Annotated in this window: 17 protein-coding genes and 1 pseudogene; 4 read left to right on the plus strand and 14 right to left on the minus strand. The window is 36.1% G+C overall.

The window, feature by feature from the left end; translation table 11 throughout:
* Positions 1–17: 17 nt before the first annotated feature.
* Positions 18–905, minus strand: coding sequence for an N-acetylmuramic acid 6-phosphate etherase (gene murQ / locus HOO54_RS14510; protein ID WP_172296483.1), 888 nt, complete (start codon positions 903–905; stop codon positions 18–20).
* Between the two features lie 348 nt (positions 906–1,253).
* Between murQ and hpaB the strand changes: the two genes are divergently transcribed.
* The 4 genes and pseudogenes from hpaB to HOO54_RS14530 all read left to right on the plus strand — a co-directional run bounded on the left by hpaB (position 1,254) and on the right by HOO54_RS14530 (position 5,414).
* Positions 1,254–2,699, plus strand: a complete 1,446-nt coding sequence (gene hpaB, locus HOO54_RS14515) for a 4-hydroxyphenylacetate 3-monooxygenase, oxygenase component (protein WP_172299585.1) — start codon at positions 1,254–1,256, stop codon at positions 2,697–2,699.
* 477 nt (positions 2,700–3,176) lie between these two features.
* A pseudogene (locus HOO54_RS25195) lies at positions 3,177–3,287 on the plus strand (matrixin family metalloprotease); the annotation flags it as partial.
* A 105-nt stretch (positions 3,288–3,392) separates the two neighbouring features.
* Positions 3,393–3,653: a hypothetical protein gene (locus HOO54_RS14525; RefSeq protein ID WP_172296485.1), complete on the plus strand. Its 261-nt coding sequence runs from the start codon at positions 3,393–3,395 to the stop codon at positions 3,651–3,653.
* 390 nt (positions 3,654–4,043) lie between these two features.
* Positions 4,044–5,414: an amino acid permease gene (locus HOO54_RS14530; RefSeq protein WP_172296487.1), complete on the plus strand. Its 1,371-nt coding sequence runs from the start codon at positions 4,044–4,046 to the stop codon at positions 5,412–5,414.
* 171 nt (positions 5,415–5,585) lie between these two features.
* Here the strand turns inward: HOO54_RS14530 and HOO54_RS14535 are convergent, their stop codons facing one another.
* From HOO54_RS14535 to HOO54_RS14595, 13 genes are all read right to left on the minus strand, one after another.
* Complete coding sequence (locus tag HOO54_RS14535) at positions 5,586–5,858, minus strand: hypothetical protein (RefSeq protein ID WP_172296489.1); 273 nt, start codon at positions 5,856–5,858, stop codon at positions 5,586–5,588.
* Between the two features lie 105 nt (positions 5,859–5,963).
* Positions 5,964–7,388 (minus strand): MBL fold metallo-hydrolase, encoded by a 1,425-nt coding sequence (locus tag HOO54_RS14540; protein ID WP_172296491.1) that lies wholly within the window; start codon positions 7,386–7,388, stop codon positions 5,964–5,966.
* A 24-nt stretch (positions 7,389–7,412) separates the two neighbouring features.
* Positions 7,413–8,606: an FAD/NAD(P)-binding oxidoreductase gene (locus HOO54_RS14545; RefSeq protein WP_172296493.1), complete on the minus strand. Its 1,194-nt coding sequence runs from the start codon at positions 8,604–8,606 to the stop codon at positions 7,413–7,415.
* Positions 8,607–9,013: 407 nt separating this feature from the next.
* Entirely contained in the window at positions 9,014–9,841 is an 828-nt protein-coding gene (locus HOO54_RS14550; RefSeq protein WP_172296495.1) for a PTS system mannose/fructose/sorbose family transporter subunit IID, read from the minus strand.
* Between the two features lie 22 nt (positions 9,842–9,863).
* The gene (locus tag HOO54_RS14555; RefSeq protein ID WP_172296497.1) at positions 9,864–10,661 is read right to left on the minus strand and encodes a PTS mannose/fructose/sorbose transporter subunit IIC; all 798 of its coding nucleotides are present in this window, start codon (positions 10,659–10,661) and stop codon (positions 9,864–9,866) included.
* A gap of 15 nt (positions 10,662–10,676) precedes the next feature.
* Positions 10,677–11,165: a PTS sugar transporter subunit IIB gene (locus HOO54_RS14560; RefSeq protein ID WP_172296499.1), complete on the minus strand. Its 489-nt coding sequence runs from the start codon at positions 11,163–11,165 to the stop codon at positions 10,677–10,679.
* Positions 11,162–11,596: a mannose/fructose/sorbose PTS transporter subunit IIA gene (locus tag HOO54_RS14565; protein WP_172296501.1), complete on the minus strand. Its 435-nt coding sequence runs from the start codon at positions 11,594–11,596 to the stop codon at positions 11,162–11,164. The genes HOO54_RS14560 and HOO54_RS14565 overlap by 4 nt, the downstream gene beginning before the upstream one ends.
* Positions 11,597–11,791: 195 nt before the next feature.
* Positions 11,792–14,581 carry a sigma-54-dependent transcriptional regulator gene (locus tag HOO54_RS14570; protein WP_172296503.1) on the minus strand — a complete coding sequence of 930 codons (2,790 nt, stop codon included), beginning with the start codon at positions 14,579–14,581 and terminating at the stop codon, positions 11,792–11,794.
* A gap of 201 nt (positions 14,582–14,782) precedes the next feature.
* Entirely contained in the window at positions 14,783–15,943 is a 1,161-nt protein-coding gene (locus HOO54_RS14575) for an MFS transporter (protein ID WP_172296505.1), read from the minus strand.
* 143 nt (positions 15,944–16,086) lie between these two features.
* Positions 16,087–16,632: a PadR family transcriptional regulator gene (locus HOO54_RS14580; RefSeq protein WP_172296507.1), complete on the minus strand. Its 546-nt coding sequence runs from the start codon at positions 16,630–16,632 to the stop codon at positions 16,087–16,089.
* 176 nt (positions 16,633–16,808) lie between these two features.
* Positions 16,809–17,171, minus strand: coding sequence for a GNAT family N-acetyltransferase (locus HOO54_RS23870; RefSeq protein WP_309244879.1), 363 nt, complete (start codon positions 17,169–17,171; stop codon positions 16,809–16,811).
* 309 nt (positions 17,172–17,480) lie between these two features.
* The gene (locus HOO54_RS14590; RefSeq protein ID WP_172296509.1) at positions 17,481–17,894 is read right to left on the minus strand and encodes a YjdF family protein; all 414 of its coding nucleotides are present in this window, start codon (positions 17,892–17,894) and stop codon (positions 17,481–17,483) included.
* Between the two features lie 174 nt (positions 17,895–18,068).
* The gene (locus tag HOO54_RS14595; RefSeq protein ID WP_172296511.1) at positions 18,069–19,331 is read right to left on the minus strand and encodes an ATP-grasp domain-containing protein; all 1,263 of its coding nucleotides are present in this window, start codon (positions 19,329–19,331) and stop codon (positions 18,069–18,071) included.
* Between the last annotated feature and the right edge of the window lie 100 nt (positions 19,332–19,431).

The following is a 19,431-nucleotide window of genomic DNA, read 5'->3' on the forward strand; positions in this document are numbered from 1 at the left end:
TCCTAAATAGTGTTTCTTTATTTTATGGCTCGGCGAACAAATCCTTGTGTTTCTGTTAATTTTTGAATCGCTTCTTCTTTCGTAAGACCTGCTAAAATCATCACAATTGCAATTTTTGGTTTGTTGTCAGCTTTTAATAAGTAACACTCTGCTGTTTCAGCATCACAAGATGTCGCTTCCATCACAATCCGTTTTGCCCGTTCTACTAGTTTTATATTTGTTAACTTCAAATCTACCATTAAATTCCCATACACTTTTCCAATGCCTATCATTGAAGCTGTTGAAAGCATGTTACATATTAATTTTTGTGATGTCCCTGATTTTAAACGTGTTGAGCCTGTTAATACTTCCGGTCCATTTACAACCTCAATTGAAATGTTCGCGATTTTTCCGATGACTGTATCTTTGTTGCAACAGACACCCACTGTTGACGCTCCTATTGAATTAGCATATTCTAAGCCACCGATTACATATGGTGTTCGCCCACTTGCTGCAAGACCGACGACAATATCCCGATCAGATAAATGAATGTTTTTCAAATCATCAACACCTAATTCTTGACGATCTTCAGCACCTTCTACTGCTTTAATAAACGCTTTTTCTCCGCCAGCAATTAATCCGATGACTTCTTCCGGGTTTGTCCCGAACGTTGGAGGACACTCAACAGCATCTAATAAACCAATACGACCACTCGTTCCAGCACCTATATAAATTAAACGCCCCCCTTTTTTTTTCGCGGCTATAATGGCTTCAACCGCTTTTGCAATTTGTTGCAACTGTTGTTTCACTGCTTTTGCAACTTTTTCATCCTCTTCATTCATAACTGTTAATACTTCGATTGTTGACATTTCGTCTACATTTAGCGTTTTTTCATTACGAGTTTCTGTTGTTAAATTCTCAAACATCATCATCACCCTTATTTTTTAAAATGAACGGCTTCTTTCAATCGATATACCCTAAAATTTAATAGACTTTATAGTCAAATGGGCCTTCATTGAAAGCGCTAACACCAGTATAGAATATTATACCACTAGTTGTCTATACCATTTAAAATAGTATCTCTCCATTTGGATTCTTTAAGTTTAAGATATGATTCAGATCATGAAGATAGAAGCAGCGATTGACGAACAATTTCAACTTAGTTTTAGAAGTATCATGAAAACAGGCTCATCCAAAACAAACTTTTTGAACAGGTATGAAGCATGACTAATATATTATTAGTGCCAACCGTTACCGCAGAAGGAGCGAAATCAATGGGAATTATCAGTGGAAAAGAATTTATTAACCGAATAAATCAGCTTCAAAATGACATTTGGTTTGATGGAAAACAAATCGAAGGCAATATTTCTGAACACTATGCATTTAAGGGTCTGCTTAAAACAAAGAGTTCTCTTTATGATTTACAAATGAACGAAAACTTGATGAATGAAATGACTTTTCTTCCCTCGGGAAAAACCGAGCCGATTGGCTTATCTTACTTACAGCCAAAAACAAAGGAAGATTTAATAAAACGAAGAACAATGATTGAACATTGGGCAAGACATACACATGGATTGATGGGAAGAAGCCCAGATTACATGAATACAGCCATTATGAGCTTTGCATCTTCGACCTCACTTTTAAATAATCGGGAAAATTGCTTTCCAGAACACATTCGTGCACTGTACGATCAAGCGATGAAGGAAGACCTTTCATTTACCCATACATTTATTACACCACAGTTAAATCGATCACAAATCAATTTGATGCAAACGGAACAGCCAATATCTGCAAAAGTTATTGAGAAAAATAAACAAGGCATCGTTATTCAAGGAGCCCGTCTTCTTGCTACTCAAGGCGGCTTAACAGATGAAATTTTAATTTTTTCAGCCCCAAGATTTTATCTGAATCAGGATGAAGCTTTTGCTTTTTCAATCCCCTCTAATACGAAAGGTGTAAAATTCATTTGTAGGGAATCGTTTGTTTCAAGTGAATCTACCTTTAATCACCCCCTTGCTTCAAGGTATGAAGAAATGGATTCCATTGTTGTCTTTGATCATGTATTAGTTCCATGGGAAAGGGTATTTTTTTATGATCATGTAGAGGCTGCCAATGACTTTGTCGTCCAAAGTTCTTTTCATGCATTCACAATTCATCAAGTTGTCACAAGACAAATTGTCAAAACCGAATTTCTTTTAGGAATTGCTCAACTTCTTGTTGATACGATTAATGTGTCTGAATACCAACATATCCAAGAGAAACTGTCAGAAATTATCATCGGCCTTGAAACAATTAAAGCACTTTTGGAAAAGGCAGAAAATGATGCAACTCTAGATGAATGGGGCTATATGCGGCCAAGTTTGATTCCTCTTAAAGTGATAAGTACAGTCTTTCCCAAAATATATCCCCGTTTTACAGAGATCATCCAATTAATCGGTGCTAGTGGAATTGTTACATTACCAACCGAAAACGCTTTTCATTCCGATCTTAAGGAGGATCTTAACCATTATCTCCAAGGAACCAAGACAAGTGGCGTAGATCGAGTGAAAATTTTCCGCTTAGCATGGGATCTCACAATGAGCTCTTTCGGTACAAGGCAAACTCAATATGAACGGTATTTCTTTGGAGATCCCATTCGTTTGGCAAGCCGACTATATGACTCCTATCCAACAGATAAACAAGTTAAGACTGTTCAGGAATTTTTAAATATAGAGAAATAAACTTAGTAGACCCAAAACACAAAAGCCCTTTTTGGATCATTAACAATCTAAAAATGGGCTGGAATCTTTTTATCTGCCTGTGCAAAAACGTTTTCAAATTACTGTACAAAATAAAACCAACAAAAGAGACTTGAACACAGACCAGCTCTCAATATTACATACTCTTGACAGTGTGTCTATAAAACTGAAATGAACCAATCTGGCATACATTGTCTGAATATCATAAAAGTGTTACATGCCCTATATGCACACAAATACCTAAAATTTGTTTGTTTTTCTCACTCTACTTTAAATTATAAGCAAATTTCCATCTTATTAAAGAAAATCAAATGGACGTATGCGAGCAACAGGGTGGAATAAATCCCCTTACGTTAATAATGGACATTGAGTCATGCGAAAAGAAATAGCTGATTTGTAGTTTTTTCATAAGAAAAAAATGTTAATTCCAGCACGACACAACAAAAAAATGAAACCGCTGTCCATGAAGTTGGTCATTCAATCGGTTTAGATCACGAAAATAAAAATAAATCAATTATGCAATCGAAAAGATTCTTAAACGATAATAGATCAAGGTGGAAAGGCAAATGAAATATTTGTTGCCTATTATTCTTTTCACTACTTTTCTTCTCCTACCAAAATATATTGGTGTTAAAGACTTAACAGAGCTAGAAAATCGATCTGAATTCATTAAAATTGGATGAAAAATCTATAATTGAACCGATAGCTAATGAAGACAAACAGGTTGAAGGACTGCCCAGTGATTTTTATACAGAATCTAAGGTAAAAATAAAAAAGATACATATGAACAAAAAATCCTTTAATATCATGGAAGGAAACTCATTAATGATGAAAGAGCCAGCAACAATTGAAAGAGCTATTAATGGAAAACAATCCTATTATTCATTAGAAAATGATGAGCTAATGAAACAATCTACTCTTTTTAAGAGAAAGTAAACTAATATGTATGTGTTAATCGGGCATCATTACGGGAAGTACCTTTATAATACCAAAGAATGAAAAGCAATTATTGCTAAACATAAGAATGATATAGAGAATGATTCTAAAATAGCACAAGAAGCAAGAAAGACATATAAAACACGAAAGTTTTCAAAAAAGTCACAAATGCGTCAATCATACAAAATGAGAAAAAAGCGCTGAATAGAGAGGGGAAAATAGACCAAAGCTAAGATATATTGGTTAAACAAGAGGCTTGGTGTGATTAAATAAATCTAGCCTCTATTTCCTATTTGGTGTTATAATCAATTTTATACATAAAATTAGTGAGAGCCTAGTGTCTAAAATGAGCTAAAAAACTAACAAATTTTCTATGGAGGCATATTCGAAGTGACAGACGATCATACTCAAAATCAAGAACAAAAATTACAGCGAGGTCTTAAAAACAGACACGTACAGTTAATTGCTATTGGTGGTGCTATTGGGACAGGATTATTTCTCGGATCGGGAAAATCGATCCATTTAGCAGGACCATCTATTTTATTTGCTTACATGATTACTGGGGTTATTTGCTTTTTAATTATGCGCTCATTAGGTGAATTGCTCTTAACTAATTTGGAATACCACTCTTTCGTTGACTTTGTCAGCGATTATTTAGGTGGTATGGCTGGGTTTATCACAGGATGGACATATTGGTTTTGCTGGATTTCGATTGCGATGGCTGACTTGACAGCAGTTGGTCTTTATACTCAGTATTGGTTTCCTCATGTACCGCAATGGATACCTGGTTTAATTGCCTTGGTTATTTTGTTATTAATGAACTTGGCAACTGTAAAACTGTTTGGAGAAATGGAATTTTGGTTTGCTTTAATTAAAGTTATTGCAATATTGGCGCTAATTATTATCGGGATTTTTATGATTATAAAAGGCTTTTCTACTGATTCTGGTACATCCAGTTTCACAAATCTTTGGAATCATGGCGGCATGTTTCCAAATGGTTTACATGGCTTTATTCTCTCTTTCCAGATGGTTGTCTTTGCCTTTGTTGGCATCGAACTCGTTGGACTTACAGCAGGTGAAACTGAAGATCCGGAAAGGGTCATTCCAAAAGCGATCAACAATATTCCTGTTCGGGTTTTGCTTTTTTATATCGGTGCTCTAGTTGTCATTATGAGTATCTATCCGTGGGATGCGATCAATCCGAGTGAAAGCCCGTTCGTTCAAGTTTTTGCTGCAGTGGGGATTATTGCCGCAGCAAGTATTATTAATTTTGTTGTGTTAACATCAGCCGCTTCAGCCTGTAACAGTGCTGTTTTTAGTACGAGCCGAATGGTCTACTCGCTTGCCAAAGATCAAAATGCACCTGCGGCAATGGCGAAACTGACTTCGCATAAAGTGCCGAGCAATGCTTTGTTCTTTTCAACTATCGTTATTTTAATCGGTGTTTGTCTAAACTATATTATGCCAGAAGCAGTCTTTACGCTTATTACAAGTATTTCTACCGTTTGTTTCATTTATATATGGGGAATTACTGTGATCTGCCATTTGAAATATCGGAAAACAAGACCAGATTTAGCGAAAGTGAATAAATTTAAGTTACCGTTTTATCCATTTTCCAACTATTTGATTCTTGCTTTCCTTGCATTTATTCTTGTTGTATTGGCACTGGCGGAAGATACTCGTGTTTCTTTATTTATAACTCCTGTATGGTTTATATTATTAGTTATCATTTACAAGATCAAAATAAAAAAACATGCATGACTTTCCTAAAAAAGGGGCTGTCCAGTAAGTCGATTTTTGACTATTGGACGCCTTTTTTCTTGCTCGCTTTCCACGGACGATCCGCGAGCCTGTTTCGCTGTTCCCGCGATCCCCTCTGATTCATCTTGATAAAGGACTTTTTAGACAGTTCTTTTTCTAAAGAATGCGATCTTAAATTGTCATACCAAACAAAATAAAACAAACAATTGCGATGAGAGCATATCCTAAGCCGCCGGTTACTCTACTTTTCTTTTTGAATAAGACAAAACGCTTTGGATTGATGACACCTAGAAAGATACTTAATAGAGATGCTAACAGTAAATAAAGAAAAATGTTATGTAGTATGACATTTAAATAGTCAAAATAATGATTAATTATTTTAACGATAATGCCGATGATGATTAGCATTATGATAAATTTTAACCAACGTAAATTCTTTTTCAATGCATTTCCCCCTCATTTTCTTAAACATATATATCATCGGCAATCCATAGTCAAAGTTTAAGAGGAAATTGTTAAATTGAATATAAAAAGGCCGAGGTAAAACCTCTAGCCTCCCGAAGTTACATTTTCATGTTGAACGTCTTTTTTCCACTGCACATACCCGCCTAACATATTATAAACATCTTTTATTCCGTTTGCTTGGAGCAAGCTTGCTCCTATAGCCGAACGAATACCAGATCCACATTGAACAATCACTGGACATTGAAGAGTTATTTCATCAATGCGATCAGCAATCGTGCCAAGCATCATATGCTTTGCCCCTTCAATATGCCCTTTATTCCATTCGCTTAAGTTCCGAACATCAAGAAGCTGGGCATTTTTTTCTTTCATGATCGCATCTATTTCTTGAGGAGAAATGTTTTGATATGATTCACATCTTGATGCCGCTGCAATTGCCTCATCAACATTCATATAAGAATTAATGTGATCAATCCCAATAGAATGAAGCATTTCTTTTATCTCATCAATCTCTTCCGATTTTGCGAGTAAATCCAGAGGCTGTTCATAGTCGACAAGCCAACCTGTCCAGTTCACAAATGAGCTGCCAAACGGTATATTGATTGTACCCTCAATATGTTCTTGGGCAAACTGTGCAGACTCTCGAGTATCAATGACTTGTACACCGTTTCGAATTCTTTCTTCTAACAGCGCGATTTCGGTCATTTTTTTTATATCAGGTAAATCACCTAACAAATGTGTTCCGACTTTATTAACACGTTTCATGATCGCAAAGTATTTAGGCGGTTCAGGCTGACCATCTAGTAAAGCGGTTACAAATCCATCGCAGTTTGTGTGCTGTAAAGCCCAATTAAACCTTTTCTCATATCCAACGGTGGAAGAGGGAATCGCTCCAAGAGATTTTCCACAGGCACTTCCAGCTCCATGCGCCGGCCATACTTGCAAATAATCGGGAAGTTCTCTGAACCTTTTCAAAGATTCAAACATCTGATAGGCACCTTTTTCAGCTGTGCCTTGTGCCCCTGCCACTTTCTCTAATAAATCTGGACGCCCAACATCCCCTACAAACACAAAGTCTCCTGTAAAGATCCCAATTGGCTGATCTGCTTGACCACCGCCATCTGTTAACAGAAATGAAATACTCTCCGGGGTATGACCAGGCGTATGCAATACCTGAAAAGTCAACCGACCGATCTGAAATTCATCACCGTCTTTTAATAGATTGTGTCGAAGGTGATCAATATTTTCATACTTCCAATGTTTATTTCCTTCATCTGATACATATAGACAAGATTTTTGCGTAACCGCAAGTTCCCTGGCTCCTGATACAAAATCAGCATGGATATGCGTTTCTAAAGCGCCAACAATTTCCATCCCATTTCTTTTAGCTTCTTCTATATAGGGTGTGATATTTCGAGCTGGATCTATGACTACAGCCTCTTTTGTTACTTGACATCCTACCATATAAGAAGCTTGAGCAAGTTTCTCATCATAAAAATATTTTAGTAGCATATCATGATCCTTCTTTCGTGGTTTTTACATGATTCCTTTTAACATACCTTTCCAATAGATAATCGGAAGTAGGTCTTTTTTCAAAAAATACATGCTTCGGCGTTCAACCGCTTGATTAAATGGCATCGTTTCTCTCGGCCGTTTATCATAATCAAACTCAGCCAGTACGACCTTGTTGTAGCCTGTCACAACAGGACATGAAGTATATCCATCATATTTTGCACTTAAAGGATTTCCCCTCATTAAAGAGATGATGTTTTCTGCTACTACAGGAGCTTGTTTTCGAATCGCTGCACCTGTTTTAGAAGTTGGTAAATGACTTGCATCACCAAGCCCAAAGATATTTGAATAGTGAACATGTTGAAGTGTATGTTTATCAACATTGATATAGCCTGAATGATCAGCAAGCAAACTATTTTTAATAAATGTTGGTGCCTCCATAGGTGGACAAACATGAAGCATATCAAATGAACGCGAAATCAGTTTACCAGTTTCTAAATCTTCAAAAACGGCCTCTTTTTTCTCACCATCGACTTCCATAAGATGTCTGCGGAAGTACGCCTGAATGTTTTTTCGTTGCAGAACTTTTTCTAAAACCTTCCGATATTTAGGTACATCAAAAATCGCTTGATTGGCTGATTCAAAAATGACATTTGTTTGACTTCGAATCCCCGCGCTCTCAAATGCTTCTTCTGCTAAATACATAATTTTTTGCGGAGCTCCCCCGCACTTAACGGGTGTGTTAGGATGAGTAAAAATAGCATTTCCGCCTTTAAAATTTTGAATTGTTTCCCATGTATAATCAACGTGTTCGTATGAATAATTGCTGCAAACATGGTGTTTGCCCAATGTTTCTGTTAAACCTTTAACACCCTCCCAATTCAGTTGAATACCAGGAGCTACGACTAAGTAATCATATGTAAGTCGATTCTGATCTGATGTTATAAGACTGTTTTTTTCAGGGTCAAACGATTGGACGGTTTTTTTAATCCAATCTGCCCCAGTTGGCATGACTGAGCTCATATCTCGCCGTGCTTTTGTTTTTTCTACAACTCCTGCTCCGGCTAAAGTCCAAAGAGGTTGATAATCATGGTGATCGCTAGGATCGATAATAGCAATCTCTCCGCGTAAAACTTTTAATTTTCGTAAAAGCCGCGCACCTACTGTAATTCCAGCCGTACCTCCTCCAACAATTAATACTTTATAATGTCTCTTCATCTTAATACCTCCTCTAGAAACGCATAAATGACTGTAAAAGAGTTGGACTGACGAAGCAGGGTAGCACCCTGATTACGACTATAACTTACCATATAATTACTTTACAGTAAATAGGAAAAAGGTTGTCTACATTCCAAAGAAACCACTATCAACACTGGTTTTTAATCGTTTAACAATAATGGTCTTTTATATCATAATTATTGGACTTACTAACAAACTGAATCCATTCTTCTTCACACGGACCAACGTAAAGGGGTATTTTGCGCTTCCATCATTCTGCTACAACAAGAGCAAACATATTTATATTTTCACCTCAATTTCTATCCTATCAGTTTTTTAATTCTTTAAGCAGTATTAGAAAAAGCGTGAATTCTTATGTGAATTCACGCCGCTTATCATCAGCTTTCTTATGCTAAAAACCCGCTCCAGTAACCTAGAATACCCATTATAAAGATACCTAAAATAATGAGGAGAGGGTTAACTCCTTTACGCAACATCCATGCAACCAATAATGTCAACCCTAATGGTAATATGCCCGGCATGATGCTATCTAAGACATTTTGCAATGTTTGCACATCAACTTTTCCAGCATCATTTTTAATCCTGGAAACAACAATCGGAATGTTAATGGTTGTCCATTTTGAAACAAGAGCTCCCATCACAAATAATCCTAGTATAGATGCACCTTCTGTTAACTTTTGGATTTTATTGCCGACTAAATCTTGCAAAATTTCCATTCCTTTAACATAACCATACTTTAAACCGAAATATTTTGTACTTAATCTGATCGCATTAATAAGGAAAAAGAAGAGCAAAGGTCCAGCGATATTTCCTCCTAAAGCAAGAGACGCTCCTAAAGCTGCTAATACAGGGCGAAGCGTTCCCCAGAAAATAGGATCTCCAACACCTGCCAATGGCCCCATTAAACCAATTTTCATCCCGCTAATCGCTTTGCCGTCAATTTTTTTCTTATTTGCCATCTGTTCTTCCATGGCAGCTGTAACACCAAAAATCGGTGCTGTTAACCACGGATGAGTGTTGAACCATTCGAGATGGCGTTGCAGTGCTTCGTTTCTTTGTGCTCCTGGACCATACAATTTTTTAATTGCCGGGATCATGACATAACAATAGCCTAGAGCCTGTACACGTTCAAAGTTAAATGATCCAAGTAAAAAGTTCGAACGAATAAACATACTAAAAATCTCTTTTTTTGTTAATCTTTTTTCTGGTTCCATTCTCATCAACCCTCCTTATGATTTAGGCATCAAGATCATCGTCGTCATCAAGTGTATTGTGACCTGCAGTTGCTGGTACGGCTTGTTGTCCTTGATTTTTTTGCATCACCTGTTGATATAAAAGGGCAAGACAGAGACCAAGTGCACCAAAACCTACTAAATTGAAATCGGTAAATGCAGCTAACAGAAAACCAATATAGAAAAATGGCTTTAAATATGGGATATTCATCATATTAATGACCATAGCATACCCTACAACTACAATGATTCCTCCACCTACTTGCAAACCTTTTGTAATGACTTCAGGAATATTTCCTAAGAAGGCTTGAACGGCATGAACACTAATTAAGGCTACAATTAATGTTGGGATCATCACCCGCAAAGCCTGAAAAACCATCGCTGTTATATGCATGATTTCAATTCCTCTCAGATTTCCATCCTTGGCATATTTATCAGCCCGGTGAATTAAAAATACAGTGATGGTACGAACAAAAATAGTTAATGCTTGGCCTGCAGCTGCCAAAGCAACAGCAACAGCAATTCCTTCACCAATTCCTTGGTCAGCGGTAATCACCAAAATTGTGGAAATAACAGAGGCAATCGCTGTATCGGGTGCCATCGCTAGCCCAACATTCATCCAGCCCAATGCCATCAGTTCCAATGTTCCTCCTAGAATAATACCTGTCTTTAAATCTCCTAATACCAAACCTACTAACGTACAAGCAATCAATGGACGGTGTGTTTGCCCTTCATCCAACACACTTCCTATCCCTGTAATTGCTGCAATGATTAACAACAAAATAATTTGTATTGAAGACATTTTGGCTCCTCCTTATTATTTTGTTACATTTCTTAAAATTTGAATAAAGTCTTCACTGGAATCCGAAGGTAGCTGCCGCAATTCCAATTTCACACCTAATTCAGCTAATTTTTCAAACGCAGTCCTATCTTTTTCTGTCACACTGACTGATTTTGTAATTTGCTTACGGTTATTCTCAAAGCGCATTCCCCCAACATTAACGATTTCAATAGGGACACCTGCTTCAATAAGAGACACAATATCTTGTGGATTTTCAAAGAGCAGCATCGCTGTTGTGTCTTGATACCGCGGACTGTGAAATGCTTTTGCCATTTTCGAAATAGAGACTGCGCTGGCTTTCACATTTGAAGGTGCAACAGAGAGAATCAACGTTTTCCTCATTTCATCTTGAGCAACATCATCAGAAACGATGATGATGCGATCAGCTTGATGGATTTTAATCCACCTTGTTAATACTTGGCCATGAATAAAACGATCATCTATTCTTGCTAACACAATTTTCATAGTAATTCATCCTTTCTTTCTATTGTTGTTACTTTCTTTAAGTGTTCACTGCAAATTTGGAAGCTTTCTTGACTCACTTTTTTTAATTTATTCAGCAATTCTTTCAGTGACAAATGTTCTCTTAAACTTAATACTTCAAGTAAAATTGGCAAGTTAACTCCAGTAGCCATATCCATTTTTTGCCCTTTCAAAATATATGGGGCAGCCGCATTATATGGTGTTCCTCCATAAATGTCGACTAAAAAAAGCACTTCACTTTCTTTTGGAATTAACTTTAGTGTCTCCTCAAATTTTTCTTGTAATGTTTGAACCCCTTCTCCTTTAAAAAACGGTACTGCCAACAGGCTGTCTTCTTCACCGAATATCATTCCAGAAGACTCTTTTAATGCTGTGGGAAATTGTCCATGACCACTAATAATGACTGAAATCATCTCCTGTTTGCTCCTTTCTTTTTATTCATCCATTTATAATGCAAGTTTCGTGCCAACAAATTGTTTTGACGGTTTGCAGGTGCTGATTTGTTTTTTCTTGAAACACTTTCAAATAAAAAAAAGAACCTGTATTAAAAGAGTGTCTATTTTAATACAGGTTCTTTTTCATATATTGTTTTTAAAAACAGGTCATCATCATTCTTCAGCGAATATTGTTGCGATAAAGCGTTTTTCATCACTGCTAATATTCAGTCCAAGCTTTTCCTCATAAGGTTTTAGTGTTTTCTCTGTGATCTTATAGGCTTTTAAAAATTTATCATTTATTTCTTCTTCTTCGGTAAAAGCGATCGGGTTTTGCTTAATCACTCTTTCAAAAGCAAAAGCCGTATGCATAATGACTTTGATCTTCGTTGAATTATTTAAACTGATCTCTAATTCATCTTGCACTACTTCCAACCACTCCAATAAAATCTCTATAATATGATAAGGATTTAAGAACACTAAATACTTCTTCAAATTATCCTCGCAAAGCTCCCGAACAATGATATGTTGACTATTTAATCCGTTAAGCTTAGAGGTATCACCTGTTGTGATGGCTTGTTGAATCACTTTTTCGCCTTCACCTTCAATTAACACTTCTAAAGATATGTGCGGTGCACTGATCTTTGGATTTTTCGTCCCTACTGTGGCAAGGATTTCATATTCTTTTTCAATTTCTTTTATCCGATTTGCTAGTTTAATAGAAGATACAGTAATGATTTTTATTGAATCATCGGTCGCTTTCTGAGTGATTGTTGTTAAGATCTCTTCCAGTTTCTTTGCAGTGCCGCTTCCAGTCGTACAAATTGACACCAACGCCTTCTTTTTGCCGGTCGATATCGGCTGCCTGACTAATAATTCAAGAAAATCTTTTTTCACCGAATCATATATGGCATGTAAATTTAAATTAAGGTAATTCACTTTTCTGACGGCATCCAGTACCATTGAAGTTGTAACATGACTAATTGTCTTTATATTGATACCTGTTTTTTGTTGAAGCTTACTTTCAAGCATAGCAAGTGATCCCATATCAACAAGCATTAAAACACCTTCTCCTTCATCTACCTGTTTAATCTTTGTTGTTAAACATTCGATGATTTCTGATGGAGAAACAGTAAGAGGCATATCAACTGCTACAATCGGTGTATGTCCTAAAAGTTCAGTTGCTACTTCAACCATTGAATTTGCCGTGCTATTTCCATGTGCAGCAACAACAATGCCAACTCTCTTGGTCTCTTCTAACGATTTGATTGAATGAATTAACATCGTGAAATAGATCACTTCGACTTCTGGGACAATCAATTTAAATTCATGTTGAATTTGATCTTTGAATATCATAGCTACCTGATATTCTTTCACATGAGTGTTACGGATCTCATCAGTCTCTTGCGTATTTAAAACATCAATATGCTTTCCGCGCTTTAAAAAAGCATCAATATGCATACTTAAAAAATAGATAAATCTACGGTCAAATTTACAATTTAATTCTTGCTCAGCCACTTCTTTTAATTGTTTTGTCAGCTGGATGACATCATCTTCAACAAATTTTAATAAATGATAGTTATGGTAAGCTTTCTGATTGAAAAAACTTCTTACATGCAAATGAATATCAGTTAAAATATATTGGTTGATTTCCTTTTTTGTTAAGCCTTCTTTGTTCAATATGTCTACTTTTTCCTCTATTAAATTGTACAAATTAAATGAAAGCTCATCATCGATTTTTGTTGTTTCATCTTCTATAATTGGCGAAATAATGGTTGTAATATTTACATATTCAGAAATCATTTTGCTTCTTTCAATATTTTTGCTACTTGAGATCCATTCTTGCTTCATTTCATCAGGAAGATCTCGAACCGTTAATTCTACAACATCCTCTCTATCGAGGTTATTCAAAAATCCATGTGCACAAACTAATTGTACATTTGATTTCAACTGTCCTACATTCCCAAGTTTGGCAGAATGGATTAAAGCATTATAGACATCAATATGCACATTTAAATTTTTTTGTAATCGCTCGGCTTCTTTTCCTAATAAAAAAGTGGTTAACTGAACTTTTTCTTTGAGAGATCTTTCTTCAAGTGAAGGAATATGGATTGTCATCGGAATCCTTCGCAAAAATGTTTTAAGTAAGACAGAGCTTGGGTTTTCTGTTGTCGCACAAATAAATAATACTTTTGCTGTTCTTTTATGTTCTGTTTCACCTAATCGATGGTACATACCGCTATCAATAAAGTAAAATAGCATTTCTTGTCCTTCAGGGGGAAGACGGTGTATTTCATCCATAAAAAGAATACCTTCATTGGCATGCTCAACTAAACCAGCTTTATCATCATTGGCACCTGTGAATGTCCCTTTTTTATGTCCAAATAATTGGGATAGCAAGAGCTGAGGATTGTTATAGTAATCCGCACAATTAAATGTGATAAATGGGGCACCTGGCTTTAATATTTTCGAATAAATGGCAAACTGATAAATGCGGTTTGCAAAAAGGGACTTACCTGAACCTGTTGGTCCTAAAAGAAGCATATGTAAACCATGCGGAGGATAAAAAACAGCTGCTTTCGCTTGAGAAACCGCTTTCTTTAAGCTGTCTTTTGCTCCGATCATTAATTCCAGCGGATTTGTAGAAATGGTTTGACTCACTCTTTTTTGTTGACCAAGCAGCTCTTGCAGTTCATTTACTTCCATCAATTCGTTATTCCATTTTTGGTTAAACGCGCTTTCCACTATCTCTACAGGGATGTAACGAACCGGGAACATTTTAATCTTAACTACTTTTTGGGAACGAACAAGATTGTTTAATTCAAAGCTGACATTTGAGCGCTCCATTTCCAATTGATCTGCGATTTCCTGTGCTGTATTTCCTTGTACCTTTAGAAGTTGATCTAAGCTCATTTCATTAAAATTATAAAATAATTGCTGATAAATTTTTTCGATTCTTTTCATATTTGTCACCCTTTGTCAGTGATCATGATGCTTAAAAATTTAAAACTCCATTTTCTTTAAAATATCACTCCTAAGACCCCTTTTTTCAGAAACTTTTAAAATAATAGTTTGTTTAATCATACATTCCAGTTGTAAGCTTTTCAAGTTAACTTCTAAGCGTAAAAAAGCCAACCAGTGAACTCCGGTTGACCTGCTAAATGATTAGGACTTTAGTCTATTTAAGGGGATTAAATAGATAAGGAATATAACGCTCAATGTCAGATAAGCCATTTTCAAACCGAAACTCCCGGCTATCCCACTTGCCAAAAGCGGCCCCATCATCATGCCAAATGAGTAACCGGTGTTGTAAACAGCAAATGTGACACCTTGGGAAACAACACCTGCTTGATCGGAAATTTCAGCTAGTTTCGGAAGCGCAGGTGTTAACACAACTCCTAGACTGATACCTAACATGGCAAGCGTAACGATTTGTAACCATAATTGAGTTGGGAGTGCATTCAATGGTAAAGTAACTGCTACTAAAATAACACCTGCCATCATCGTTTTCACATACCCAAATCTTGTTGAGAACGCCCCAATTAAAGGTGCCGACAAACCATAAGCTAAAGTGACAACAATAAACATCGTACCTATCACTCCAGGACTTAGATTCAAATGTTCATATAAGTGGATAGGTAGTGTTGGCTCAATACTTGCAAACACTGCTGACCCAATGATTGCAACACCGACTATCATCAGTACCTGTTTTCTACGCAAAACATGAAAAGGTGAAGAAAAGTTTTCAGCCCTAGAATCATTTACATTCCTCAAAAAAACGATACTTAGTATGGCAGCAATAAGGGCAATTCCGATAGCTACGAAAAATGGCGCTCGATATCCTCCCCATTCGTATAGCCAGCCACCAATCAGTGGTCCTAGTAATACTCCACCTGCTTGACTTGACATTGCAGTTCCCATTGCTTTCCCACGCTCTTCTCTAGGAAAATTCTCAGCCAATAGTGATAGACCAGCTGTCCAAGGAATGGATGCTGCTACCCCTTGGAGAAAACGAGCAAGAACCAAAACCCAAAAATTCATTGCAAGTGCATATACCATTGTTGTCATAGCAAGACTTAAAAGCCCAACAACCAACAGTTTCTTTCTGCCAACCCGATCTGCTAAAGCCCCAAAAATTGGTGTTGATATCAATAAAGCAATAGCATAGCTGGCAAATAAAAGTCCGATCTTTGATTGGCTCGCCCCCAATACTTCTGCATAAATAGGCAAAAATGGCACCACTAAGCCATACATCAACATATCTGTAAAAATGGCAATCATCACAACACTAAGTACTCGTTTTTTGAATGAATACATTGATTTCATAAGCTGTTTCCTCTCCTATTTAGTTAATATTTAATACTAAATGTTTAGTATTTATATATAAGTATTCTATATTGAATATAGAGTAAAGTAAAGTTTTTAACTAAAAAAACACCGTCATAATCAGACGGTGGTGGAAGTATTGTTTAATGTTTTGATTGATCTTTTAATAAGTCCTGTTTCAATTCCTCTAAAAATTTTAATTGTAAATCACATTGATCATACATGTTTTTGAAGATAAACATGACGTTTTTCGGAACTTCACCAACTTCCTCTTTTTTTCTTTGTCCTTCCATCATTTCATCGTAAATACTTTGAATTGCCTGCTGCTGAACAGTTAAGGCTTCGATGATTTCTTCAAGAGGTGCTTCATCCATAAATGTTAGGACTGTATATAATGGGGTTGGAAAAACAACAGATGCTTTTTTAAATGAATGAATCAACATTCTATGAAATTCTTCTTTTCCTTTTGAAGTGATGGAGTAAATGGCTCTCGTACGATTCCCCGTCTGCTCTAATGTCTGCAGGGTTACCAATTCATCTTTATCAAGTTTTTTTAGAGCATGATAAATCGAGGCTGGCTGAACATATGCCCACTTATCTGTTTGAGCAGATTGCATTTTCTGCTGAATTTCATAACCAGACATTGGACCATACTTTAACAACAAACCTAGAACCATTACAATTGTCATTTTATCACTCCGTTCAATCTTTATGTATCATCTTAAATTTGTAATGTTTCTTTAATCGTAATGTTCTCATGATAAATTGTAAAGAGTCTAAACTAAAACCGAACGTGTTATTTTGAGTTCAAGTCATAGTCGTAAATAAAAAAGAGAAGCCATGTAGGCTCCCCACATTATCCAATTTAGAGATTAGAAAATTGCTTTTCAAAATTCGCCAATTCCTCTTGATCTACTGAAAAAACGGGATCCGCATAAAATTTTCGATGAATTCCTGTAAGAGAACCTTCATATAACTCCAATACCATGAATTCTTCAAGGTTGGTTCCCCAAGCTGTTTGAATATTGTATGTCTTGGCATTTTCAAAACCAAAGCGATGGTAGTAGTTAGGTTTTCCAAAAATAACAATTCCTCGATAACCTAAAATTTTTGCAGTTTCAATCGAAGCATTCATAAGCAAAGTCCCTATTCCGTTTCCTTGATAAGAAGGCAAGACAGCCAACGACCCCATACACAATATATCAAATTCATCATCATCATGAATCACTTTTGCTTTCGAGTATCTAGTTCTTTTATAAACGCTTTAACCTTTCTTAGACGATGAACAATAAAGTGTTCATCACATCTAGGTTTATATACGTCCCAAAACGCTTCTCTTATGAGATGCTCTACTTTTTTGAAATCATTTTTATGTTCTAATCTAATGGATATATTCAAGTTGATATCCTCCAATGCTTTCTAATGACAAATAGAGGATTTAAACCTTCAGCAAACGTTCTTCTCCACTATTTGTGTAAAATGAGAAAAACATTGAAAAACACTCATCAAATCACTCCTTTAAAAGCGCTGATTGTTGCTATTTTCCTCTATGCTTTGCTTTAGCTTTTTGTTTTCTCAATAAGTATTTTTGTTCCTTGATTTTTTCTCGCATTTGTTTATTATGTTTCTTTTTCTGTTCTTTTTTGGCCTCAAATTCCTGTTTTATAGCAATTTGAGCCTTTGTTGATACACCGATGTTCTTCATTTCTTTAGAAATTTTTCGCTGTAATCTTTTTGGGTTGATTTTCTTTTTAGATCTTGGTTTTATCGTCATTCCTTCTTGTTCAGACTGCGAGATGATCTGTAACAGTTGATGATGAATAAAATCGATGACTTGCTCATCATTGGGCTCATGACCAAACATATGACGATATGCCTTTAATTTCCCGTTTTTGACAACTTCAATAATTCCTATCCAAAACTGACCATCATAGTAAATTGTTAATTTCATAACAATTCCCTCCTCTAAAATAACTAAAGAATGATGGACATCCCGAGGAGGGGAAGGTTACTGACATTTAAAAATGCATCCGGACTACCAACCGGATTGTGTTTTTTCATTCTTCTTCAATATAAATTTTAACAAATCCTTTCATGAAAGAAAACGATAAAAAATCGAACTCTTTTAAACATGGTCCTTGTTCACTGTAAAACAAATCGTATTTTTAGCTTTAAATAAAGCATTCTCCAACTTTTCAGCATCATTGGATTCCCCAAGGATGACCCCATAATAACTTGAAAAATCTTCAGGTGGCCGTTTTACTTGATCGCCAACCTGTTTGACAGGAATATATGTAGTAACACAATCGGTTTCTAAAGCCTGAATGACACCTTGAATAGATGTAATCAAACCTTCTTTTTCGGGTAAAAGAATGATCATTCCTGCAAATCTTTTATAGTCTCTTAACTGATCGAAACAGACTGTTTCACCGACTGCCATTTTAATCACTTCTGCTTGAAAAGAGTGATCTGTAGCCATTTTAATTAAATTTGATGAAATATAACCGCCTCCAGGTCTTGCGGCACATTCTATCATTCTGACTCCGTTTGTTGTGACTCTACACTCTAGATGAAATGCGCTATCATTAAGCCCAAGAGCCTTGACGGCTTGCTCAGCCTTCTTTTCAATTTCATGAATTACTTCTTGCGGTTTTGCAGAAGGAAACTGTGCGAAATATTCCAATGAGTAGTCTGGTGTTATATGTTTATCCGTCACTCCTGCAATATACACTTTTCCATGTTGAACAAGACCGTCTACTGTAACTTCTGGGCCGTCCAAATATTCCTCTGCAATGTATTCGTTTGGAAAATATGAATATATTTTATCTTTGTCTGGTGATGTTGAGTGCAGCATTTGTTGATAAGCTTCTTCAAGTTGATCGATAGATTCAATTTTTAATATAGATTTACTGCCAGAAGCTCCAACCGGTTTAAAAATAAACGGAAACGTTAGTTTTTTTGCAGCGAGTTTTAATTCTTCAAAGGATGTCACACTCATAAATTTCGGTGAGAGACCTGGCACATGTTCCCATGACTTTCGCATGAGATATTTATTTCTTGCATTTTTTGCAGCACTGGCACATGGACCTGGTAATCCTAATTGATTGGTTATATAGGAAGCTAGCTCCACATCCTTGTCAGACCATGTCAATACACCTGAGATCGGCTGTTTTTCATGGTATTTTAGCACATCCTTTAAGACTGTTTCTTGACAGTAGGTATTGGATAAGATGAAATCATCGATTAAAGAAAGGTCTATATCAGGTTTTTTATCAGCCAACAACACAACTCTCAAACCTAATTTTCTTGCTTGTTTAAGTGGTTCGACCCTTTCGACAGGATGAGATCTCAAGTTCATGTATAAAATCGTTTTTGTTTCATACTTCATAACAAACAAACTCCTTTTCTTCCTATTTTCAAACAAATCAAACCAGCAAACTAGCCCTTATGTCACACAAAATGTGTATAGCAAAACCATCCTTTTTATG

The organism is Bacillus sp. WMMC1349 (genome assembly GCF_013155385.1).
In the GTDB taxonomy this organism is placed as follows: Bacteria; Bacillota; Bacilli; order Bacillales; family Bacillaceae; genus Bacillus.